Genomic DNA, 16,557 nt, shown 5'->3' with positions numbered 1-16,557 from the left:
ACAAATCACAAATCACAAATCACAAATCACAAATCACAAATCACAAATCACAAATGAGCAATGGCGTCAGATTGAAGATGAACTTAAAAGCCTCTACTGCCGGGTAGAGTTTGATTATAAAGGACAGGAGCTGAGCATCACCCGGGCACAAACTAAAGAAGGCCGCATGGATCTGGTGGTTTTTCTGGATGGGAAAATCAACTGGGGCTGGGGATGGCCGAACCAGACAGAACTGTTTAAGCCTGAGGTTAAGGCGATTTGGCGAAAACGCAGCCAGTCTCTTTACTCGCCAACTGAGAAAAAGAAAATGATCAAAGCGATCGGTAAACGATCCGCAAAAATGCAGCTAGATGCCAAGATTGAATACTGGGAACCAATTTTCACCTCTGCCACGGCGCTGGTACGGAAATATAAGAAAGCCGATGGGCTGGTACTGAAATTTATAGGACACAGCACCTCAGAAGAATCAGCGCCTGCAGCATAACCTACCCCGTCGTAATACCTCTGCCCACGCTAAGCAAAAAACAGGACACTCCCATGACCACACAAACACCGCGCCCAGCGTCCGGTGCCGACTTCGTGCGCCCGGCTGATGAGATTCGCGACCAGATTCACTTTATTGAAACCCGGCTGGCTCACCTTGTTTACCCTGAAACGTTCGACAACTCCAGCCCTGCATCCGATGAACTGACCGGTGAACTGACTGGCCTTTACTTCGCCTTAGGCGAACGCCGCCCTCTGTTCACACCGGTTTATCTGTTCGACTACAAACGCAAGCAACATCAAGCCAAACAAAAAGAGAAGGAGACTCAGCATGTCACTGAAGATTCAGCCAACACAAATCACTCTGGATACCGACGGAAACTGGAAACATCCGGATCTACCCACTCACCTGTTCCACTTGCCCAGCCCAGAAGCAGACTACTGGCTGCAAAAACACCGTTACCAGTCCAAGGTTCTGCATATCGGCCCGCAAGTAGAGCAAGCCAAAATCAACCGTTGGCTTAACGGTGAATCAATACCGGATGACAACTGGCCACGGGAGTACACCTATCCCGGCTTTATCGTGATTGCGGTGACTCAGGCTGAAGAAGAATTACTGGTCTGGATGATCAAACCCAAGGAAGGAGCATCGCTCTATGAAAATCAGAATGCAGCTTAACCGAGCAGGCAAGCCTTACTGGCTGGCAGAGATCCGGCTTAATGGCCGACTGATGCTCAGCGAGGGCAACACCTACAAGCAAGCGTTGCACGGCGCCATTGACCTACTGGTAACGAATGGTGAAAAACAAGCTAGGCGACGATTTATCACCGCAAAATCCAACCCTATTCAAGCCCCTGCCCATCAGGGGCTTTTTTTATGCCCGGAGAAACTGCATGAACGCTATCACCAAAACCCTGCCCTCTAAACGCTCTGATGTTGTTAAAGGCGATGGCTATTACGCATACACCCCAGAACAGCTACAGAGTCACAACATCTACATCGGCCAGTTTGAGATGCTAGCCCATAAAGACCAAAACAATCGGGTGTTCTGGCCATTGCTCGGTGGCCAGACAACCACCAGTAAACGAACCGCCCGCGAATACGCGGTTAAAGCCAGCAAACTGATGACAGCAGGAGTGAACCATGAGCCTCTTAACTGTTGAAGAAGCCGCTAAGAAGCTGAACTTCCCCGGAGGGCGCAACGCCCTCTACAAGTTCCTGCGCAAGCACGCAGGCTTTCGGGGAACCATCCCGCCCTACAACCTATGCCACCTGCAGAAGTTCTTTACCGTTAAAGACGGCATGTACGAACAAGGCAGGCGGACAGTGCATACCCAAACCACCAAGGTCACGAATGAGGGGCTGACATTCATCGCACAGCTGATGAATGAGCGGCTGAACGAGCAAGATCAAAATTCAAAACGGAGCGCATAAAATGAGAACGGAGTTCGCGCTGTTAGCCATTTACAACTGCACGCTGATACCTCTGGAGCAGTTCTGCACAAGAGAGATGGGCATTACCCTTCAGACCGCTAAAAACAGACTGTCTGCGGGTACATTTGATGTACCGGTTATCCGTCAAAACAAAAAGCTACTGGTACACTACGAAGATGCCGCCCATTGGATAGACGCGGCACGCAAAAAAGCGGTCGCCTAGTGCGACCACTTTTTTGAAACCTCTTCTGGCTTCAGGTTGGTATATCGCCTCAGACTTCCCCAGTCCCGATGACCTGAAATCATCGCCACCTCCTGAATCTGCATTCCTTTCTCAAACAAGCGGCTAATGCCCTCATGGCGCAGGTCGTGAAATCTCAAATCCTCTATCCCCAGACCTTTCATCATTCGCGTAAAACCTGATGACACCGACCGAGCCTCATAAGGGAAGATGTACTCACCCTTTCGCGGCTGCCGGTCAATCACAGTTTTAGCCCCCGTCAGAAGCGGAACCCTCTGGTGGTTTCCCTGCTTTAATGTCGGATGCTTACGATCCCTGATCCACACCACGCTATTTTCCGCATCATAATCTTCCCAACGGATACGACAGATCTCTCCCAGGCGCATACAGGACTCTATAGCAAACTCGATGATATCGGCGTACCTAATCCGACTCAGAGCTTTGTTATGCTCAAGGTGAGTAAAAATAAGTGCCAACTCCTCCGGCTTAGTTCGACGCTCCCTACTTTGTGGAGATCCCGTCAAACCCGCTCTGTCCAACATCTTAAGCCAGTCATGAAATTCAGCCTTGAATGCTGAAGGAATACCCGCCTCATAAACCCCAGTCGTAACAGCGGATGATAAGTACATCATCAACTGCTTTACCGTTACAGGTTTAACACCATCAACACGAATCCTGGTCTCGCAATACTGCTTCAGCCTGTTGTAGCTCAGATCCGCCACCAAAACACCATCAAAGGCTTCAGATAGCATCCGGTTATTTGATGGCAAGGTTTTACTACGCTTAACCGAGCCATCCCCTATCATATGTTTAAGATGCAAATCACAAAGCTCTGCCACTGACAGAGACAAACCTGACGCTTTGCCGCCGGTATAAACGCCATTTTCCATATCCAGCTCCACCTGAGCAGCCCAGCGTTGTGCCTGCGCCTTAGTCGTGAAGCTTTTGCTCTGTGTTGAATGCCCTTTTTTGCGTACAATAGCGCGCCATCGTGTACCACGCTTTTGGTAAGTCGCCATCAGTGTACCAGTCCTTGAGAGAATCATTCTCAGCCGTGCATTTGGTACAATAATGGTACACTAATTTCGATATTCTGGGGTATTTCAGAGTACCCACAGTGAAAACCCAACTGAATAGAACCCGCTGAAACCCGCATGAATACTGAAAAAAGCCCAATTAGCCGCCACCGCCGTTTCTCTGTTGCTCCGATGATGGATTGGACCGACCGACACTACAGGTATTTTGCGCGTCTGCTATCCAAAGAAGCCCTGCTGTACACCGAGATGGTGACGACAGGCGCGATTCTTTTCGGTAAAGATCCGGATCGTTTTCTGGCGTACAACAAGGAAGAGCATCCTATCGCGCTGCAGCTGGGCGGCAGCAACCCAGAAGATCTGGCGAAGTGCAGTGTTAAGGCGACGGAGTTCGGTTACGACGAGATCAACCTGAATGTGGGCTGCCCGAGTGATCGTGTGCAGAACAACATGATCGGTGCCTGCCTGATGGGCCATGCCGATCTGGTGGCGGAGTGCGTTTCGGCCATGCAGGCAGCCACAGAAGTTGAAGTCACGGTGAAATGCCGCATCGGTATCGATGAGCAAAACCCGGAAGAAACCTTGCCTCAGTTTATTGAGACGGTTGCTGCGGCGGGTTGCAAAAGCTTTACCCTGCATGCCCGTAAAGCCTGGCTGGAAGGTTTAAGCCCTAAGCAAAACCGTGAAGTGCCGCCTTTGGATTACGATCTGGTTTATCGCATGAAACAGGCTTATCCGGAGCTGGAGATTGCAATCAATGGCGGTATCACCACATTTGATCAGATGGCGACTCATCTGGAACATGTGGATGGCGTGATGATAGGTCGCGAGGCTTATCAGAACCCGTACTTACTGGCTGAGGTGGATCAGAAGATCTTTGGACTGGATACACCGGCGATCAGCCGCCATGAGGCACTGGCTAAGATGCTGCCTTATATCGAGCAGCAGTGTTCTGAAGGAACCTATCTGGGTCACATGACCCGTCATCTGCTGGGCATTTTTCAGGGTTGTCCGGGGGGACGCAAGTTCCGCCGACATATCAGTGAAAACGCCTATAAAGAAGGTGCCGGCCCTGAAGTTCTGGAACAGGCGATGGCGCTGGTTTCTGAGCAGGCAATTCTGGATGCTGCTTTCAGCGGATAACGTCTGTTTTTGAGTGTGAACCACTTCCTATTATGCGACCTGCACCACCTTAGTGCTATTGCGGTTTAATTGAATTCTCTTTAAAAATAAAGAACTTAATGAACCGCAGGAAGATTCACTATGGCCAGTAAACTGGAACAACTGCGTCAAATGACCGTTGTCGTTGCCGACACCGGTGATATTGACGCCATCGCACAACTGAAACCGCAGGATGCGACCACCAATCCCTCTCTGGTCCTTAAGGTTGCCGACAAACCTGAGTATCAGGATCTGATTAAACAGGCGGTTCAGCAGGCTCAGCAGGAAACCGCTGATCCCGAACAACAGAAAGATTATGCGGTTGACCGAATCGCTGTGGCGATTGGTGCCGAGATCAGCCGTATTATTCCCGGATATATCTCCACAGAAGTGAGCGCCCGTCTCTCTTTCGATACCCGCGCTACTGTTGAAAAAGCCCGTCGTCTGATCAACCTCTATAAAGCTCTGGGCGTGGGTCGCGAACGGGTTCTGATCAAGATCGCTTCCACCTGGGAAGGCATTAAGGCCGCTGAAATTCTGGAACAGGAAGGGATCACCTGCAACCTGACACTGCTGTTCTCTCAGGCTCAGGCTATCGCCTGTGCTGAAGCCGGTGCCACGCTGATCTCACCTTTTGTTGGCCGTATTCTGGACTGGAACAAGGCGGCATTCCCGGAGCAGGATTTCGCCGGGGCTAACGACCCTGGCGTACTGTCTGTTCAGAGCATCTACAACTACTACAAGCAGCACGCTTACGACACCATTGTGATGGGTGCGAGCTTCCGTAATACCGATGAGATTGAACAACTGGCAGGCTGTGATCGCCTGACCATCAGCCCGGCTCTGCTGGAGCAACTGGCAGCAGACACATCGCCATTAGAGCGAAAACTGCGGGCGAATAAGCCGCTGATGCCCCGTCCGGTGGCGATGACGGAAGTAGAGTTCCGCTGGCTGATGAATCAGGATGCGATGGCAACCGAGAAACTGTCAGAGGGTATTCGTCTTTTCGCGGCAGATCAGGCCAAACTTGAGGCCCAACTGGCACCTCTGTTTGTCGATCAGGCATTAAAATCCGCTTAGTTTTTAATAAACCCGCGGATAAAAAAGCCCCGAAAACACATGGCATGAATGAATGCCTGTGTTCGGGGCTTTGTTGTTTTGTTTCCGCCAATGGGACGGGCTGAATGTCAGTGAAAACTCTTCAGGTCCGGCGTCGCTTTGCAGTTTTCCAGAGCGAATACCACGGGTTCAAACTCTTCTTTATTACGCGGGTTTAACCCCATCAGAGTACGGTGTGCATCAATCACTTTCTGGCGGATACTGTCCGCACATTCATCATCCAGCACTGGGGCTTCCTCAAGTGAGTAATCCAGTGCGATCGGTTGATGGCGCAGATTGAAGTAATGATCAAAGCCCATACTGTCCAGTACCCGGGTGATATCCTCACGAGTGCTGACAATGGTTGGCTTGCGTGGCATCACCTCTTTAGCGTGAACGGCAATTTTTGCCAGCAGGCCGAGAGCCGTACTGTCAATACCATCCGTTTCAGTCAGATCGATCACGACCGATTTAAGATCTTCACCACCAAAAATTCGTTTAAGCAATGAATCGATGGTTGAGCAGAGTGTCAGTCGCACATCACCCATAAATTTGAGTACGTAAACACCCCGGTTTTCCGCAACCAGAATTTTGCCTTCTTGCATATTAAGAACCTGATACCGCCAATAGGCTGACATCGTCAGGGGCATCCTGCATGCCTAACTCGGTAAAGTGATTTACCATGGCGTCATGTTGCCCTGCAAATTGAGTTGCTATCTCCAACAGCCGTTTCTCTTTAGCCGCCAGAGAGGTTTCATTAATCACTTCAAACACACCGTCTGAAAAGAGGGTGAGATGGTATCGCGGGTGCAACAATAACTCAAACTCCTCATAAGTCGCATCCTCAAAAAGTCCTACGGGCATACCTTTACCTTCAAGAAAACGCCCACCGTCATCATCTACCAGTACCGGATAAGGAAAGTGCGCTCCATTACAGTAGCGCAACTGCCGGTTTTTGCTATCTAAAAGGCCAAGAAAAATAGTCAGATGTTTACCCAAACCCGTTTCAAGCAGCTCAGTATTCACACGCTTCAGAATATCCGCAGGATTAACCGGCTCTTCAAGGCGCAGAGCGCGTTTAACGTAACGACGGATATAAACCCGAAGCAAAATGGTGATAAAAGCAGACGACGCACCATGACCGGATACATCTGCCAGATAAAACATCACCTGATGGTCGTTGATCGGAAAATAATCGACAAAGTCGCCACTCAGATATAGCGAAGGGCAGATCATGTAGGAAAAGTCCTGCTGCTGAAATGCCCAGGGAGAGTCCGGCAGCATCTTCTGCTGTACGTAACGCCCCGCCTGCTGATCCTGCCTGAGCAGATCCAGACTGGTCATCAGCTCAAGGTTTAACTGTTCCAGTTCATCATACGTTTGCTGGCTTTGCTGGATCTCCTGTTTACGACTGACGGCCCTCTGAAGCACCAGAGCCGTCAGATTTAGGTTATGGTCCGGATTGAGGATGTAATCATCAGCTCCCGCTTCCATCGCCTTAATCAGGGTATCCGTCAGAGCATCGTTAGCAATTACGACAAGGGCATAGGAACGACTGGAGATCAGCCAGTCTTCGAGGGGGAAAATATCAGAGGCCTGATTAAGCTCAAAAATTACCAGCTTGACTGAATCCGGAAGCCCATCCGGACCACTTTCAGCGGCCAAAGGCTTTGCTGCAAGGGCATCCAAAAGCTTGGGGGATACGTGATGTTGTAACGATGTATCCGATGCACCATCGGACACGTAAACCGCATCCAGCAATGTTGTTAGCATAAGTTCCAAGTGTCCTTTACAGTACCCTGCAAACCAAGTCTGAAATTTCAGCCGCAAAATACTAAATGGATTAAGCCTGCCTATACTGATTAGTGTAAACCCTAAGACAGGCTAGGGAAATGCAGATAAGTGCACTGGATCAATTAGCCCAAAAAAATGTAATATTTCGGACACTGCTTAACAAGTATAGGTAAAGATAATGGAATTTTTTCTACCACAGGGTGAAAAAAGAGCTTTTCCAAGAACCCGGATCAGTCTTAATTGTGAGCTGCAGCTGAAAGATGGGGAGGCTCACCTGCTGGGGCAGTGTCTTGATCTGAGTACAACCGGGGCACGGGTCGTTCTTTCAGAAAAATTGGCATGTGGCTCCCGCGCGCAGTTTAAGCTCAGAGAGCATCTCGGTAAGGAGCCTTTTGAGGCAATCGTTGAAGTCACCCGAATTAATGTCATGGGGGAAGAATCGTCAGAAACGGCCAATCCTAACAGCCGTTCAGACACCCCTGGCGACAGAGAAAAAGATGAATCAATGTACTATTGTGCCGGCCTTAAAATTATAGAAATCCTCTGATATCCAATATCGGATATCAGAGCCGGGCACAGGGAGTCGGCTTCAGAAGTCTTCGTCGAAGTCCACATCATCAAAATCATCAAAGCCGTCGTCAAAGCTGTCCTGAACCTCACCGTCCTTAATCTCATATTCCCGGTTCTGAAGATAGGCATCACGATAGAAAACGTACTTATCACCGCTAACTAGACTTTCCTTGTTCAGCAAGCTCTCTCTGCGATGTACCAGGTCCAAAGCGAGGACACCGTATGTCTCTTCTTCAGTTAATGGGGCATATTCGATTGGGTGCAACTTGTAATTCGGATAGATACTCAGGGAGTCCCTCAGAGTACTTGGTCCCAAAAAAGGAATCACCACATAGGGGCCGCTACCAACACCCCAGACGGCCAGAGTCTGCCCTAAATCCTCACTGTGCTCTTCAATTCCAATCCAACTGGCAACATCAAAAAGCCCCAGAATACCCAAAGTTGAATTGATAACAAATCGGCCAGAGGATTTGACAGCATCGCCCGGTTTAGCCTGCAGTAAATCATTAACCGTTGTAGGCACTTCACCAAGATTACTGAAAAAGTTGCTGACCCCGGTACGAACAAACTGAGGTGTGATAAAGCGGTAACCTTGCGCAACGGGACGGGCCACATAGGTGTCCATCACTTCGTTAAACTCATGCACATCCCGGTTCCACCCTTCCCAGGGATCACGATCCTGGCTGGCATAGCTGGAAACCGATAAAAAAATAAAACTGAAAGAGAGAATGATTTTTGTCAGAAAAGCACGCATTCATGAATCCAAAAAAGTAAGTTATTCCATTTGTCTGATCCGGGTTCTGAATATCAGATACTAAGCTGGGCGCCCAACCGAATGCCATGACCGAATCCTTGCTCGCGGCTGGCAGTAAATTCAGCATCAGCCTTAGAATAGCGCCAAAGAGAATATACCTTTACATTAGGGTTTGCATACCAGTTATGCCCCAGAAACTAGGAGTAATAATTCAGCATTTGCCCACGATCTGATCGATTCAGGTTGAGGGAATTGTCTCAGGCACTGATACTCATAGATGACGGCCTTTACCAACAAACCGACGCAATATTGAAAGATAGCTCTAGAAAGATATGTCGCTCACCGAGAAGGGGGAAGCGAACAACTCCCGTTTCATCATTGCGACTCTGTGCGTGCAGGCAGACAAAAAAACACCCAGCAGCCAATAACGGATGCCGGGTGCTCGCTTAACAATCATATTGTTTCTAATCACTTTGGCTGAAAACAGATACCCTGAATCACACAAATCTTCGAGCATATTCGCCCCAATAATCCGGACCTCAGCATCCTATAGACACCTGCGCTTCCTGATGCTGAGGTAAGACTTCTTTCATCCATTCCAGTATCAGCGGGAAGTAATCCTCTTCCGCTTTAAGATGTGTGCAAAGTTCATTGCGGGCGTAGTTTGCTTTGTTACCTACTTTTGAGCCCAGCTTAATCATCCGGCCATTATGATGCCCAAGCTCGAACATAAAGGCGCGGCAATCATGTTCCAGTCCACGCCAGGACGGCTTCAGAGTAACAAAGTAAAGGCTGGGCGGCAGACTGAGCTTTTCCATTGCGGCGAGGTAATCGAAGCCATCCCACTGATCTTTCCAGTCACCATTTCGCCACTGAAGCGCATCGGAGTAGAGCGGCAGAGATTCATTTTTTTTGCCGATTTTAAACCGCTGGGAAGGCACAAAACCCAGCAATTTACCCAGTTTGGGCATCATGCTGCGTTCAAGAAAACCGTACCAGAAATTTTTACGCTTGCCGCCAGGTATTAAAGCCCGCTGTGGGCAGAAATGCAGAATTCCGCGTACCTTGTCCAGAAGTTCCGGCTGTCGGGCGATCATGGCGCTCCAGAGCAGGCTGCCAAACTGATAACCCACCAGGTAGATATCCTGATGCCGGCAACGCTTTTCAACGGAGGACCAGATTAACGGAAGATCTTCCTGTAGCACCTGCTTTAAACCAAAGGGCTCAAGCTTCAGCTGATCATTAGTTGCATCCCGCCCCCTAAGCTGACAAACAAAAACATCGTAACCTTTTTCTGCCAGATAATAAGCTAAACCTCCGCCACGTACCTGATCAAAGAACACATCACTTCCCTGCATTAAACCATGCAACATCAGCACGGTTCCCTTTACCTCACCATTACGGGGTGTAAAACGATGCAGGCCCGCTGTCATCATTGGTGTGACCGGTAAAGAGATACGCTCTTCGATAATTTGGCGATCTGAAGCCATCAGGTTAACTCACTCCATAGTTTATCCAGCCGTTTTGCCGATACCGGCATGGCTGTGCCAAGTTGCTGTGCAAACAGAGATATCCGATACTCTTCCAGCATCCATCTGAAAGGTAATAATCGGTTGGCACTGCCTTCACGCTGTTTTAATTGTTCCGCTTTGGTTTGGTATTTCTCCCAAAGATCCGCCAGTTCCTGACTCCAGAGCTGGTCCCGCCCGCGATTAATACCGGACTTATCCAGTCGGATCAGGATACCCTCAAGGTAGCGCGGCAGCGCTTCCAGCCACTCCGGGCCGGTCTGATGTAAGAAGCCGGGATACACCAGATGTTCCAGCTGATAACGAATATCGCTGTAAATAAATGCCAACGCCAGAGGGATTTTACCCTTTAAGCGTTTCTGAATCTCATGATTTAATTTAAGGATTCTATGGCAAAGCTTCAATAAGGCTTCCGCCTCTTTACCGATCAGTTCTTTCCTTTCATTAAGCAAAGCTGCAAAAGCGTCGGCATCGCGGGGCAGGTCACGGCCTTCTGACCCATGATCACCTTTAAACACACGATCAAAGACTGCCAGTTGCAGATCCTGAACAAACTGCTCTTTTTTACCTAAGCTGTTGAACAGCAAAGCGGTTTGATTCAGTTGCGGCAGGGATTTCTCAATCCACTTCACCTGCTGTGGCAGCGCCAGCATCAGAAGGCGACGCACGCCGGGCCAGTGATTGGCATCAGCTTCTCCCTGCAGATCAAACAGGCTGACATCGACACTGGTTTTCCTGTCCACCAGCGCCGGAAACGCCTTCAGCACAATCCCCTGCTGCTCCTGCTCAAGTACCTGTGGCAGTTGCAGATCGGCTGGCCATTCCGTCAGTCCCTGCTGCTTAAAGCTGTCATCACCACTGATACGCACCTCAGCTACAGAGTGACCGGAGAACTGTTCCAGAAGCTCTGCCAGATCACGGGACTGACCGATCACCTTGCCTTTGGTATCCACCACCTGAATCAGCATTTTAAGGTGGGGTTCCAGAGTATCGGTCTGCCACAGGGCCGGATCAATGCGCATACCGGTTTTACGACGCAGGCGCTCTGCCAGATGATCGGTCAGCGGCTCATCGCAAGGCTCCAGTAACGGTAGAATTTGGTCGACATAATCGGGAATCGGCACAAAATTCTTACGTACCTGCTTGGGCAAGTTCTTGATCAGTGCGATACACTTTTCCCGCAGCATACCGGGCACCAGCCACTCAAGCCTATGTTCATTCACCTGCTGCAGACCGGCGACAGGAACCTGAATTCTGACACCATCCTGCTGTTTGTTGTCCGGCTCGAACCGGTAATCCAGCGCCAGCTTCATACCCTGCAGCCCCAGCTGATCGGGGTACTGGGTTTCCAGTGTGACCTCATCAGGATCACGCTGCTTCAGGGCATCCGGATCAAAGAACAAAATCTGGGAATCGTCTTTTTCAGCGGTTTTACGCCACTTCTCAAAACTGGCACCGTTGTATATTCCTGCCGGAATTCGTTCATCATAGAAGCGGAACAGAGTGTCATCATCCACCAGAATATCCCGGCGACGCACCTTGGATTCCAACTGCTCGACATCAGCAATCGCCTGCTGATTGTAGCGATAGAAAGACGCTTTACTGTCGTACTCACCTTCCACCAGCCCATTACGGATAAAGATTTCACGGGAGACAACAGGATCGATCGGGCCGTAATGCACACGCCGCCCCGGCACCACCGGCAGGCCGTACAGGGTGACTTTTTCATCCGCCACGACCTGGGCACGTTTTTTCTCCCAGTGGGGTTCACTGTAACTGCGCTTGGTCAGGTGTTTGGCGTAGCGCTCTACCCATTCCGGCTCAATTTTGGCCACCTGCCGAGCGTACAGACGGCTGGTTTCCACCAGCTCTGCCGCCATCAGCCACTTGGGCTGTTTTTTAAACAGGGCTGAGCCGGGGAAAATGTGAAACTTGCGATTGCGGGCTCCCAAATACTCACGATCTTCCAGCTTCATACCCAGGTGACTCAGCAAACCGGGTAACAGGGACTTGTGCAGATCAGCAGTACCGGCTGGATTGGTATTGAATTCCAGCTTCAGCTCTTTACTCATCAGTTTTAGCTGATGGTGCACATCCCGCCACTCGCGCATCCGCAGATAGGAGAGAAAGTTCTTGTGACACCACTTACGGAACTGACTGTTGGACAGTTCCTGTCGCTGATCTTCGTAACCGTTCCATAAGTTCACATAGGCAAGAAAATCAGAGTTTTCATCCCGCCACTGCTTATGCTTTTCATCAGCCGCTTGCTGTTTATCATGGGGGCGTTCCCGCGGATCCTGAGCACTGAGAGCACTGGCGATAATCAGTACCTCGTTCAGTGCGCCATGTTCAGCACCGGATAACACCATACGGCCAATGCGCGGGTCGATCGGCAGACGCGCCAGCATACGACCGACTTTGGTCAGCCGTTCTTTATCATCCACGGCACCCAACTCATGCAGCAGGCGGAAACCATCACGGATAAAACGGTTATCCGGTTTATCAACAAAGGGGAAGGATTCGATCTTGCCCAGCCGCAGATTGAGCATCTGCAGAATCACCGAGGCAAGATTGGTACGACGGATCTCAGGGTCGGTAAATTCCGGACGGCCAACAAAATCCTCTTCACTGTACAGACGGATACAGCAACCTTCAGAGATACGGCCACAGCGGCCTTTACGCTGGTTGGCACTGGCCTGAGAAACCGCTTCTACCGGCAGGCGCTGCACTTTGGAGCGATAGCTGTAACGGCTGATACGGGCGGTGCCCGGGTCAATCACATAACGGATACCGGGCACGGTCAGGGAGGTTTCCGCGACATTGGTTGATAACACGATCCTGCGCCCGGAGTGGCTATGGAACACCTTGTTCTGTTCTTTGGCGCTCAGGCGGGCGTACAGCGGCAAAATCTCAGTACCGCGCAAATTGGCCCGACGCAGCACCTCGGCAGTTTCACGAATCTCACGCTCACCGGGCAGAAAGATCAGAATATCCCGCGGGCCTGTGCCCCACTTACGTTCCCGCTCGATCTGTTCGATCTCTTCCACCGCCTCCAGAATCCCCTGATGCAGGTACTGGTCGAAGTCGCGCTCATCGTCCTCTTCCAGTTCCATCAGAGGACGATACAGGACATCTACCGGGAAAGTCCGGCCGGAAACTTCGATCACAGGTGCGTTGCTGAAATGCTTGGAGAAGCGCTCCACATCGATAGTGGCGGAGGTGATGATCAGTTTCAGATCCGGGCGTTTCGGCAGCAGCTGTTTCAGGTAACCCAACAAAAAATCGATATTGAGGCTGCGTTCGTGGGCCTCATCAATAATGATCACTTCGTATCGGTTCAGAAAACGGTCATTCTGGGTTTCAGCCAGCAGGATACCATCGGTCATCAGCTTAACGAGCGTGTTATCAGTGACCTGATCGGTAAAACGTACCTGATAACCTACCTGTTCGCCCAAAGGCACTTTCAGCTCTTCTGCCACACGGTCGGCAACGGTTCGGGCTGCCAGACGGCGGGGCTGGGTATGACCAATCAGTCCCTTGACCCCTAAACCCAGTTCAAGACAGATTTTCGGAATCTGAGTGGTTTTACCGGAACCGGTTTCACCTGCAATCACCACGACCTGATTGTTTTCAATCGCTTCAGCAATATCAGCTTTTTTCTGGCTGACGGGCAGATTTTCAGGATATTCCACTTTAGGAATCAGCCTGGCACGCTCGCCCGCTTTCTGGGAAGAACGCACAATCTGAGCCGCCAGTTTCTGCAGTTTCTCCGCATCATTGAGCTTCTTCGCCTGACGCCAGGCCTGCTGCAGTCGAAAACGGTCTTTCAGCATCACCTTAGCCAACAGAGGCTCTACCTGAGCTGGGGTTACGTCTTTCTCTGACACAACCTTATGTTGAGGCTGCTCCGGAGCGGCGGTTTGCGGAATGTTGTCTGAAGCCATGCAGGAAGAAACCTCTGGTAAAACTCAACGCGTATTCTGAGGACAAAACGATTAAGGGGCAGCATTTTACCCTGTTTGCGTATAAAACGCAGAGGATTTCCGGTAACAGCCTGAAAGACCAGTGTTTGATGATAGTTACGATAAGAATTTGAATGACAAAACCCAGGCACAAAAAAGGGGCCGAAGCCCCTTGATCTAATCACACCAGCAGTTAGCACCACCTTATCAGGCGGCCTCTTCCTGCTTAATTTTTGCCAGTTCCTCATCCCGCAACGTACGGCGCAGCACTTTACCAACATTGGTTTTTGGCAGCTCATCACGGAATTCGACCTGTTTAGGTACTTTGTAACCGGTCAGATGACTGCGGCAATACTCCTGAACCTCTTTGACTGTCAGGTTTTCATCACGACGCACCAGGAAGACCTTGATCGCTTCACCGGTCTTGTCATCCGGTACACCTATCGCTGCCGCTTCGATAATACCGGTATGAGATACGATGACATCTTCGACTTCGTTCGGATAAACATTAAAGCCGGAAACGTTAATCATATCTTTCTTGCGATCAACAATTCGGACAAAACCATCGTCCTGAATCACCGCCATATCACCAGTATGCAGCCAGTCATCAGCGTCGATCATCTCTTGGGTGGCTGTTTCATTTTTCCAGTAACCCATCATTACCTGAGGGCCTTTAACGCACAGCTCGCCCACTTCACCATGCGCAAGGTCATTACCGTCTTCATCCACGGTTTTCAGATCGGTCGATGGAACAGGTAGGCCGATAGTGCCCAACTGAGACTTGCACGGGATGTTAAAGGTGGCAATCGGTGAGGTTTCGGTCATACCGTAACCTTCATTAATATGACAACCGGTAACCGCGTGCCACTCTTCTTCTGCGGCATGAGTCAGCGCCATCCCCCCGGAGATGGTTAATTTCAGCTTAGAGAAATCCAGCTGTTTAAAATCATCACGGTTAGCCAGGGCCACAAACAGGGTGTTCAGACCGACAAAACCGGTAAATTCGTTTTTACCCAGCTCTTTAACAAATGCCGGAAGATCACGGGGATTGGTTACCAGCAGAGAGTGATTACCAGACTCCATCAGCACCAGACTGACGGTAAAGGTATAGATATGGTACATCGGCAGAGGCAACACAATGCTCTCTTTGCCTTCATCCAAGATGGTATTCAGAATAATACGGGCCTGCAGCATATTCGCTACCAGGTTACGATGGCTCAGCATGGCTCCTTTGGCAACGCCAGTGGTGCCGCCAGTGTATTGCAGAACAGCCAGATCTTCAGACTGAGCATGGTGCTCCTGCAGAGGTAAAGCTTTGCCTACACGCAGCGCATCACGATAAGCAATCGCATTCGGAATACTGTAATCCGGCACCATCTTTTTAACATAGCGCACCACACTGTTAATCAGAGTACGTTTTACAAAGCCGTGCATATCGCCCAGCTCAGTCACAATAACGTGTTCTATATCAGTATCCGGTAAAACCTTCTCCGCCAGATGAGCCATATTAGCCAGTACTACAAGTGCTTTAGTGCCGGAATCCTGGAACTGATGACGCATCTCACGTTCGGTATAAAGTGGATTAGTATTCACCACCACCAGTCCCGCACGCATCGCACCAAACAAAGCAATCGGATATTGCAGGGTGTTGGGCAGCTGAATAGCGATACGCTCGCCAGGCTTTAAGCCCAGATGATTTTGCAGATAGGCTGCAAAGTCCCGAGCCAAAGCGTCCAGTTCTGCAAAGGTGATGCATTTACCCATATTGGAAAAGGCCGGACGATCAGCAAACCGCTTACAGGCCTCGTCAAGAACATCCAGTATAGAGCTGTAGGCTGTCAGGTCGATCTCGCTGGAGACACCTTCCGGAAAACGCTCTTTGAAGAACGGACTCATCATGACTTCTTCTCCCGTTTCTTTATTGTTATTGGCTCACTCGCAAGGGAGCTACAGAGGTTGTTATCTTTATACGCACCAACATAAACCAGTTACAAATAAAAGTAAAACACTCGATTGAAACGCACGTTTGTTTTATTGATCAGATAAATCAATAAGAAACCACAACGGTAGTGTAAGCATAAACGATCGCCTATCTCATCAGACGACTACGAAGCAGGTGTCTTATTGAGGATAGACCGGAATGCAGTAAGAAAGTTTTAAAGATTTTTCGGGCTATTTTTGCGCAAACACCAGTAGATCGCGAAAAAGGGGCAGAACTGAGCTCTTAACAGCGCTTGAGAGGATGATAAAAAAGGGAGCGCTATGCGCTCCCTAAGTACCCAATATGGGCAAAATATTACAGACAGGAAAGGACAGGAATCCGAAGCGAGTTATTTCGGCATACCCTGTCATGTGCCCTAAGGTCGATCAGACCTTAAAGCTCTTTGGCACGATCACGCAGCATAAACTTCTGGATCTTGCCGGTAGACGTTTTTGGCAGGTCGCCAAAAACGACATTCTTCGGTGCTTTAAAGTTTGCCATGTTGTCACGGCAGA

General features: G+C 49.9%; 16 protein-coding genes. 9 read left to right on the top strand and 7 right to left on the bottom strand.

The features are described 5' to 3' along the window. The 6 genes from AC4GL5_RS16830 to AC4GL5_RS16805 form a co-directional block, all read left to right on the top strand. The coding region (locus AC4GL5_RS16830; protein ID WP_490383964.1) for a hypothetical protein at positions 1–484 on the top strand (484 nt) is incomplete at its 5' end. Between the two features lie 330 nt (positions 485–814). Next, positions 815–1,162, top strand: a complete 348-nt coding sequence (locus AC4GL5_RS16825) for a hypothetical protein (protein ID WP_490383963.1) — start codon at positions 815–817, stop codon at positions 1,160–1,162. Beyond that, positions 1,140–1,409, top strand: coding sequence for a hypothetical protein (locus AC4GL5_RS16820; protein ID WP_490383962.1), 270 nt, complete (start codon positions 1,140–1,142; stop codon positions 1,407–1,409). The genes AC4GL5_RS16825 and AC4GL5_RS16820 overlap by 23 nt, the downstream gene beginning before the upstream one ends. After that, positions 1,378–1,647, top strand: coding sequence for a hypothetical protein (locus AC4GL5_RS16815; protein WP_490383961.1), 270 nt, complete (start codon positions 1,378–1,380; stop codon positions 1,645–1,647). The genes AC4GL5_RS16820 and AC4GL5_RS16815 overlap by 32 nt, the downstream gene beginning before the upstream one ends. Further along, positions 1,628–1,918 (top strand): phage antirepressor KilAC domain-containing protein, encoded by a 291-nt coding sequence (locus tag AC4GL5_RS16810; protein WP_490383960.1) that lies wholly within the window; start codon positions 1,628–1,630, stop codon positions 1,916–1,918. The genes AC4GL5_RS16815 and AC4GL5_RS16810 overlap by 20 nt, the downstream gene beginning before the upstream one ends. A 1-nt stretch (position 1,919) precedes the next feature. Then, on the top strand, positions 1,920–2,141 hold the full coding sequence (locus AC4GL5_RS16805) for a pyocin activator PrtN family protein (RefSeq protein WP_490383959.1): 222 nt from the start codon (positions 1,920–1,922) through the stop codon (positions 2,139–2,141). Here AC4GL5_RS16805 and AC4GL5_RS16800 read toward each other — a convergent pair. Continuing rightward, the gene (locus AC4GL5_RS16800) at positions 2,138–3,178 is read right to left on the bottom strand and encodes a site-specific integrase (RefSeq protein ID WP_490383958.1); all 1,041 of its coding nucleotides are present in this window, start codon (positions 3,176–3,178) and stop codon (positions 2,138–2,140) included. The genes AC4GL5_RS16805 and AC4GL5_RS16800 overlap by 4 nt on opposite strands. A gap of 135 nt (positions 3,179–3,313) precedes the next feature. Here AC4GL5_RS16800 and dusA point away from each other — a divergent pair, with 135 nt between their 5' ends. Both dusA and tal read left to right on the top strand, forming a co-directional pair. Continuing rightward, positions 3,314–4,336, top strand: a complete 1,023-nt coding sequence (gene dusA, locus AC4GL5_RS16795; RefSeq protein WP_490383957.1) for a tRNA dihydrouridine(20/20a) synthase DusA — start codon at positions 3,314–3,316, stop codon at positions 4,334–4,336. A 120-nt stretch (positions 4,337–4,456) separates the two neighbouring features. Further along, positions 4,457–5,434, top strand: a complete 978-nt coding sequence (tal, locus tag AC4GL5_RS16790; RefSeq protein WP_490383956.1) for a transaldolase — start codon at positions 4,457–4,459, stop codon at positions 5,432–5,434. Positions 5,435–5,541: 107 nt separating this feature from the next. On the opposite strand, the gene AC4GL5_RS16785 is transcribed toward tal, so the two are convergent. Together AC4GL5_RS16785 and AC4GL5_RS16780 are read right to left on the bottom strand one after the other, a co-directional pair. Then, complete coding sequence (locus AC4GL5_RS16785; protein WP_490383955.1) at positions 5,542–6,057, bottom strand: STAS domain-containing protein; 516 nt, start codon at positions 6,055–6,057, stop codon at positions 5,542–5,544. A gap of 1 nt (position 6,058) precedes the next feature. Beyond that, complete coding sequence (locus AC4GL5_RS16780; protein WP_490383954.1) at positions 6,059–7,225, bottom strand: PP2C family protein-serine/threonine phosphatase; 1,167 nt, start codon at positions 7,223–7,225, stop codon at positions 6,059–6,061. Between the two features lie 199 nt (positions 7,226–7,424). Here AC4GL5_RS16780 and AC4GL5_RS16775 point away from each other — a divergent pair, with 199 nt between their 5' ends. Next, positions 7,425–7,793: a PilZ domain-containing protein gene (locus AC4GL5_RS16775; protein WP_490383953.1), complete on the top strand. Its 369-nt coding sequence runs from the start codon at positions 7,425–7,427 to the stop codon at positions 7,791–7,793. A gap of 42 nt (positions 7,794–7,835) precedes the next feature. On the opposite strand, the gene AC4GL5_RS16770 is transcribed toward AC4GL5_RS16775, so the two are convergent. The 4 genes from AC4GL5_RS16770 to AC4GL5_RS16755 form a co-directional block, all read right to left on the bottom strand. Then, positions 7,836–8,570: an MlaA family lipoprotein gene (locus AC4GL5_RS16770; protein ID WP_490383952.1), complete on the bottom strand. Its 735-nt coding sequence runs from the start codon at positions 8,568–8,570 to the stop codon at positions 7,836–7,838. 539 nt (positions 8,571–9,109) lie between these two features. Further along, complete coding sequence (locus AC4GL5_RS16765; RefSeq protein WP_490383951.1) at positions 9,110–10,060, bottom strand: alpha/beta hydrolase; 951 nt, start codon at positions 10,058–10,060, stop codon at positions 9,110–9,112. Further along, entirely contained in the window at positions 10,060–14,043 is a 3,984-nt protein-coding gene (hrpA, locus tag AC4GL5_RS16760) for an ATP-dependent RNA helicase HrpA (RefSeq protein WP_490383950.1), read from the bottom strand. Before hrpA ends, AC4GL5_RS16765 begins: the two co-directional genes overlap by 1 nt. A 225-nt stretch (positions 14,044–14,268) precedes the next feature. After that, positions 14,269–15,957, bottom strand: a complete 1,689-nt coding sequence (locus AC4GL5_RS16755) for an AMP-binding protein (RefSeq protein ID WP_490383967.1) — start codon at positions 15,955–15,957, stop codon at positions 14,269–14,271. Positions 15,958–16,557: the final 600 nt, after the last annotated feature.

It is taken from the genome of Oceanospirillum sp. (assembly GCF_982874595.1).
This window is presented reverse-complemented; position numbering and strand designations above follow the sequence as displayed.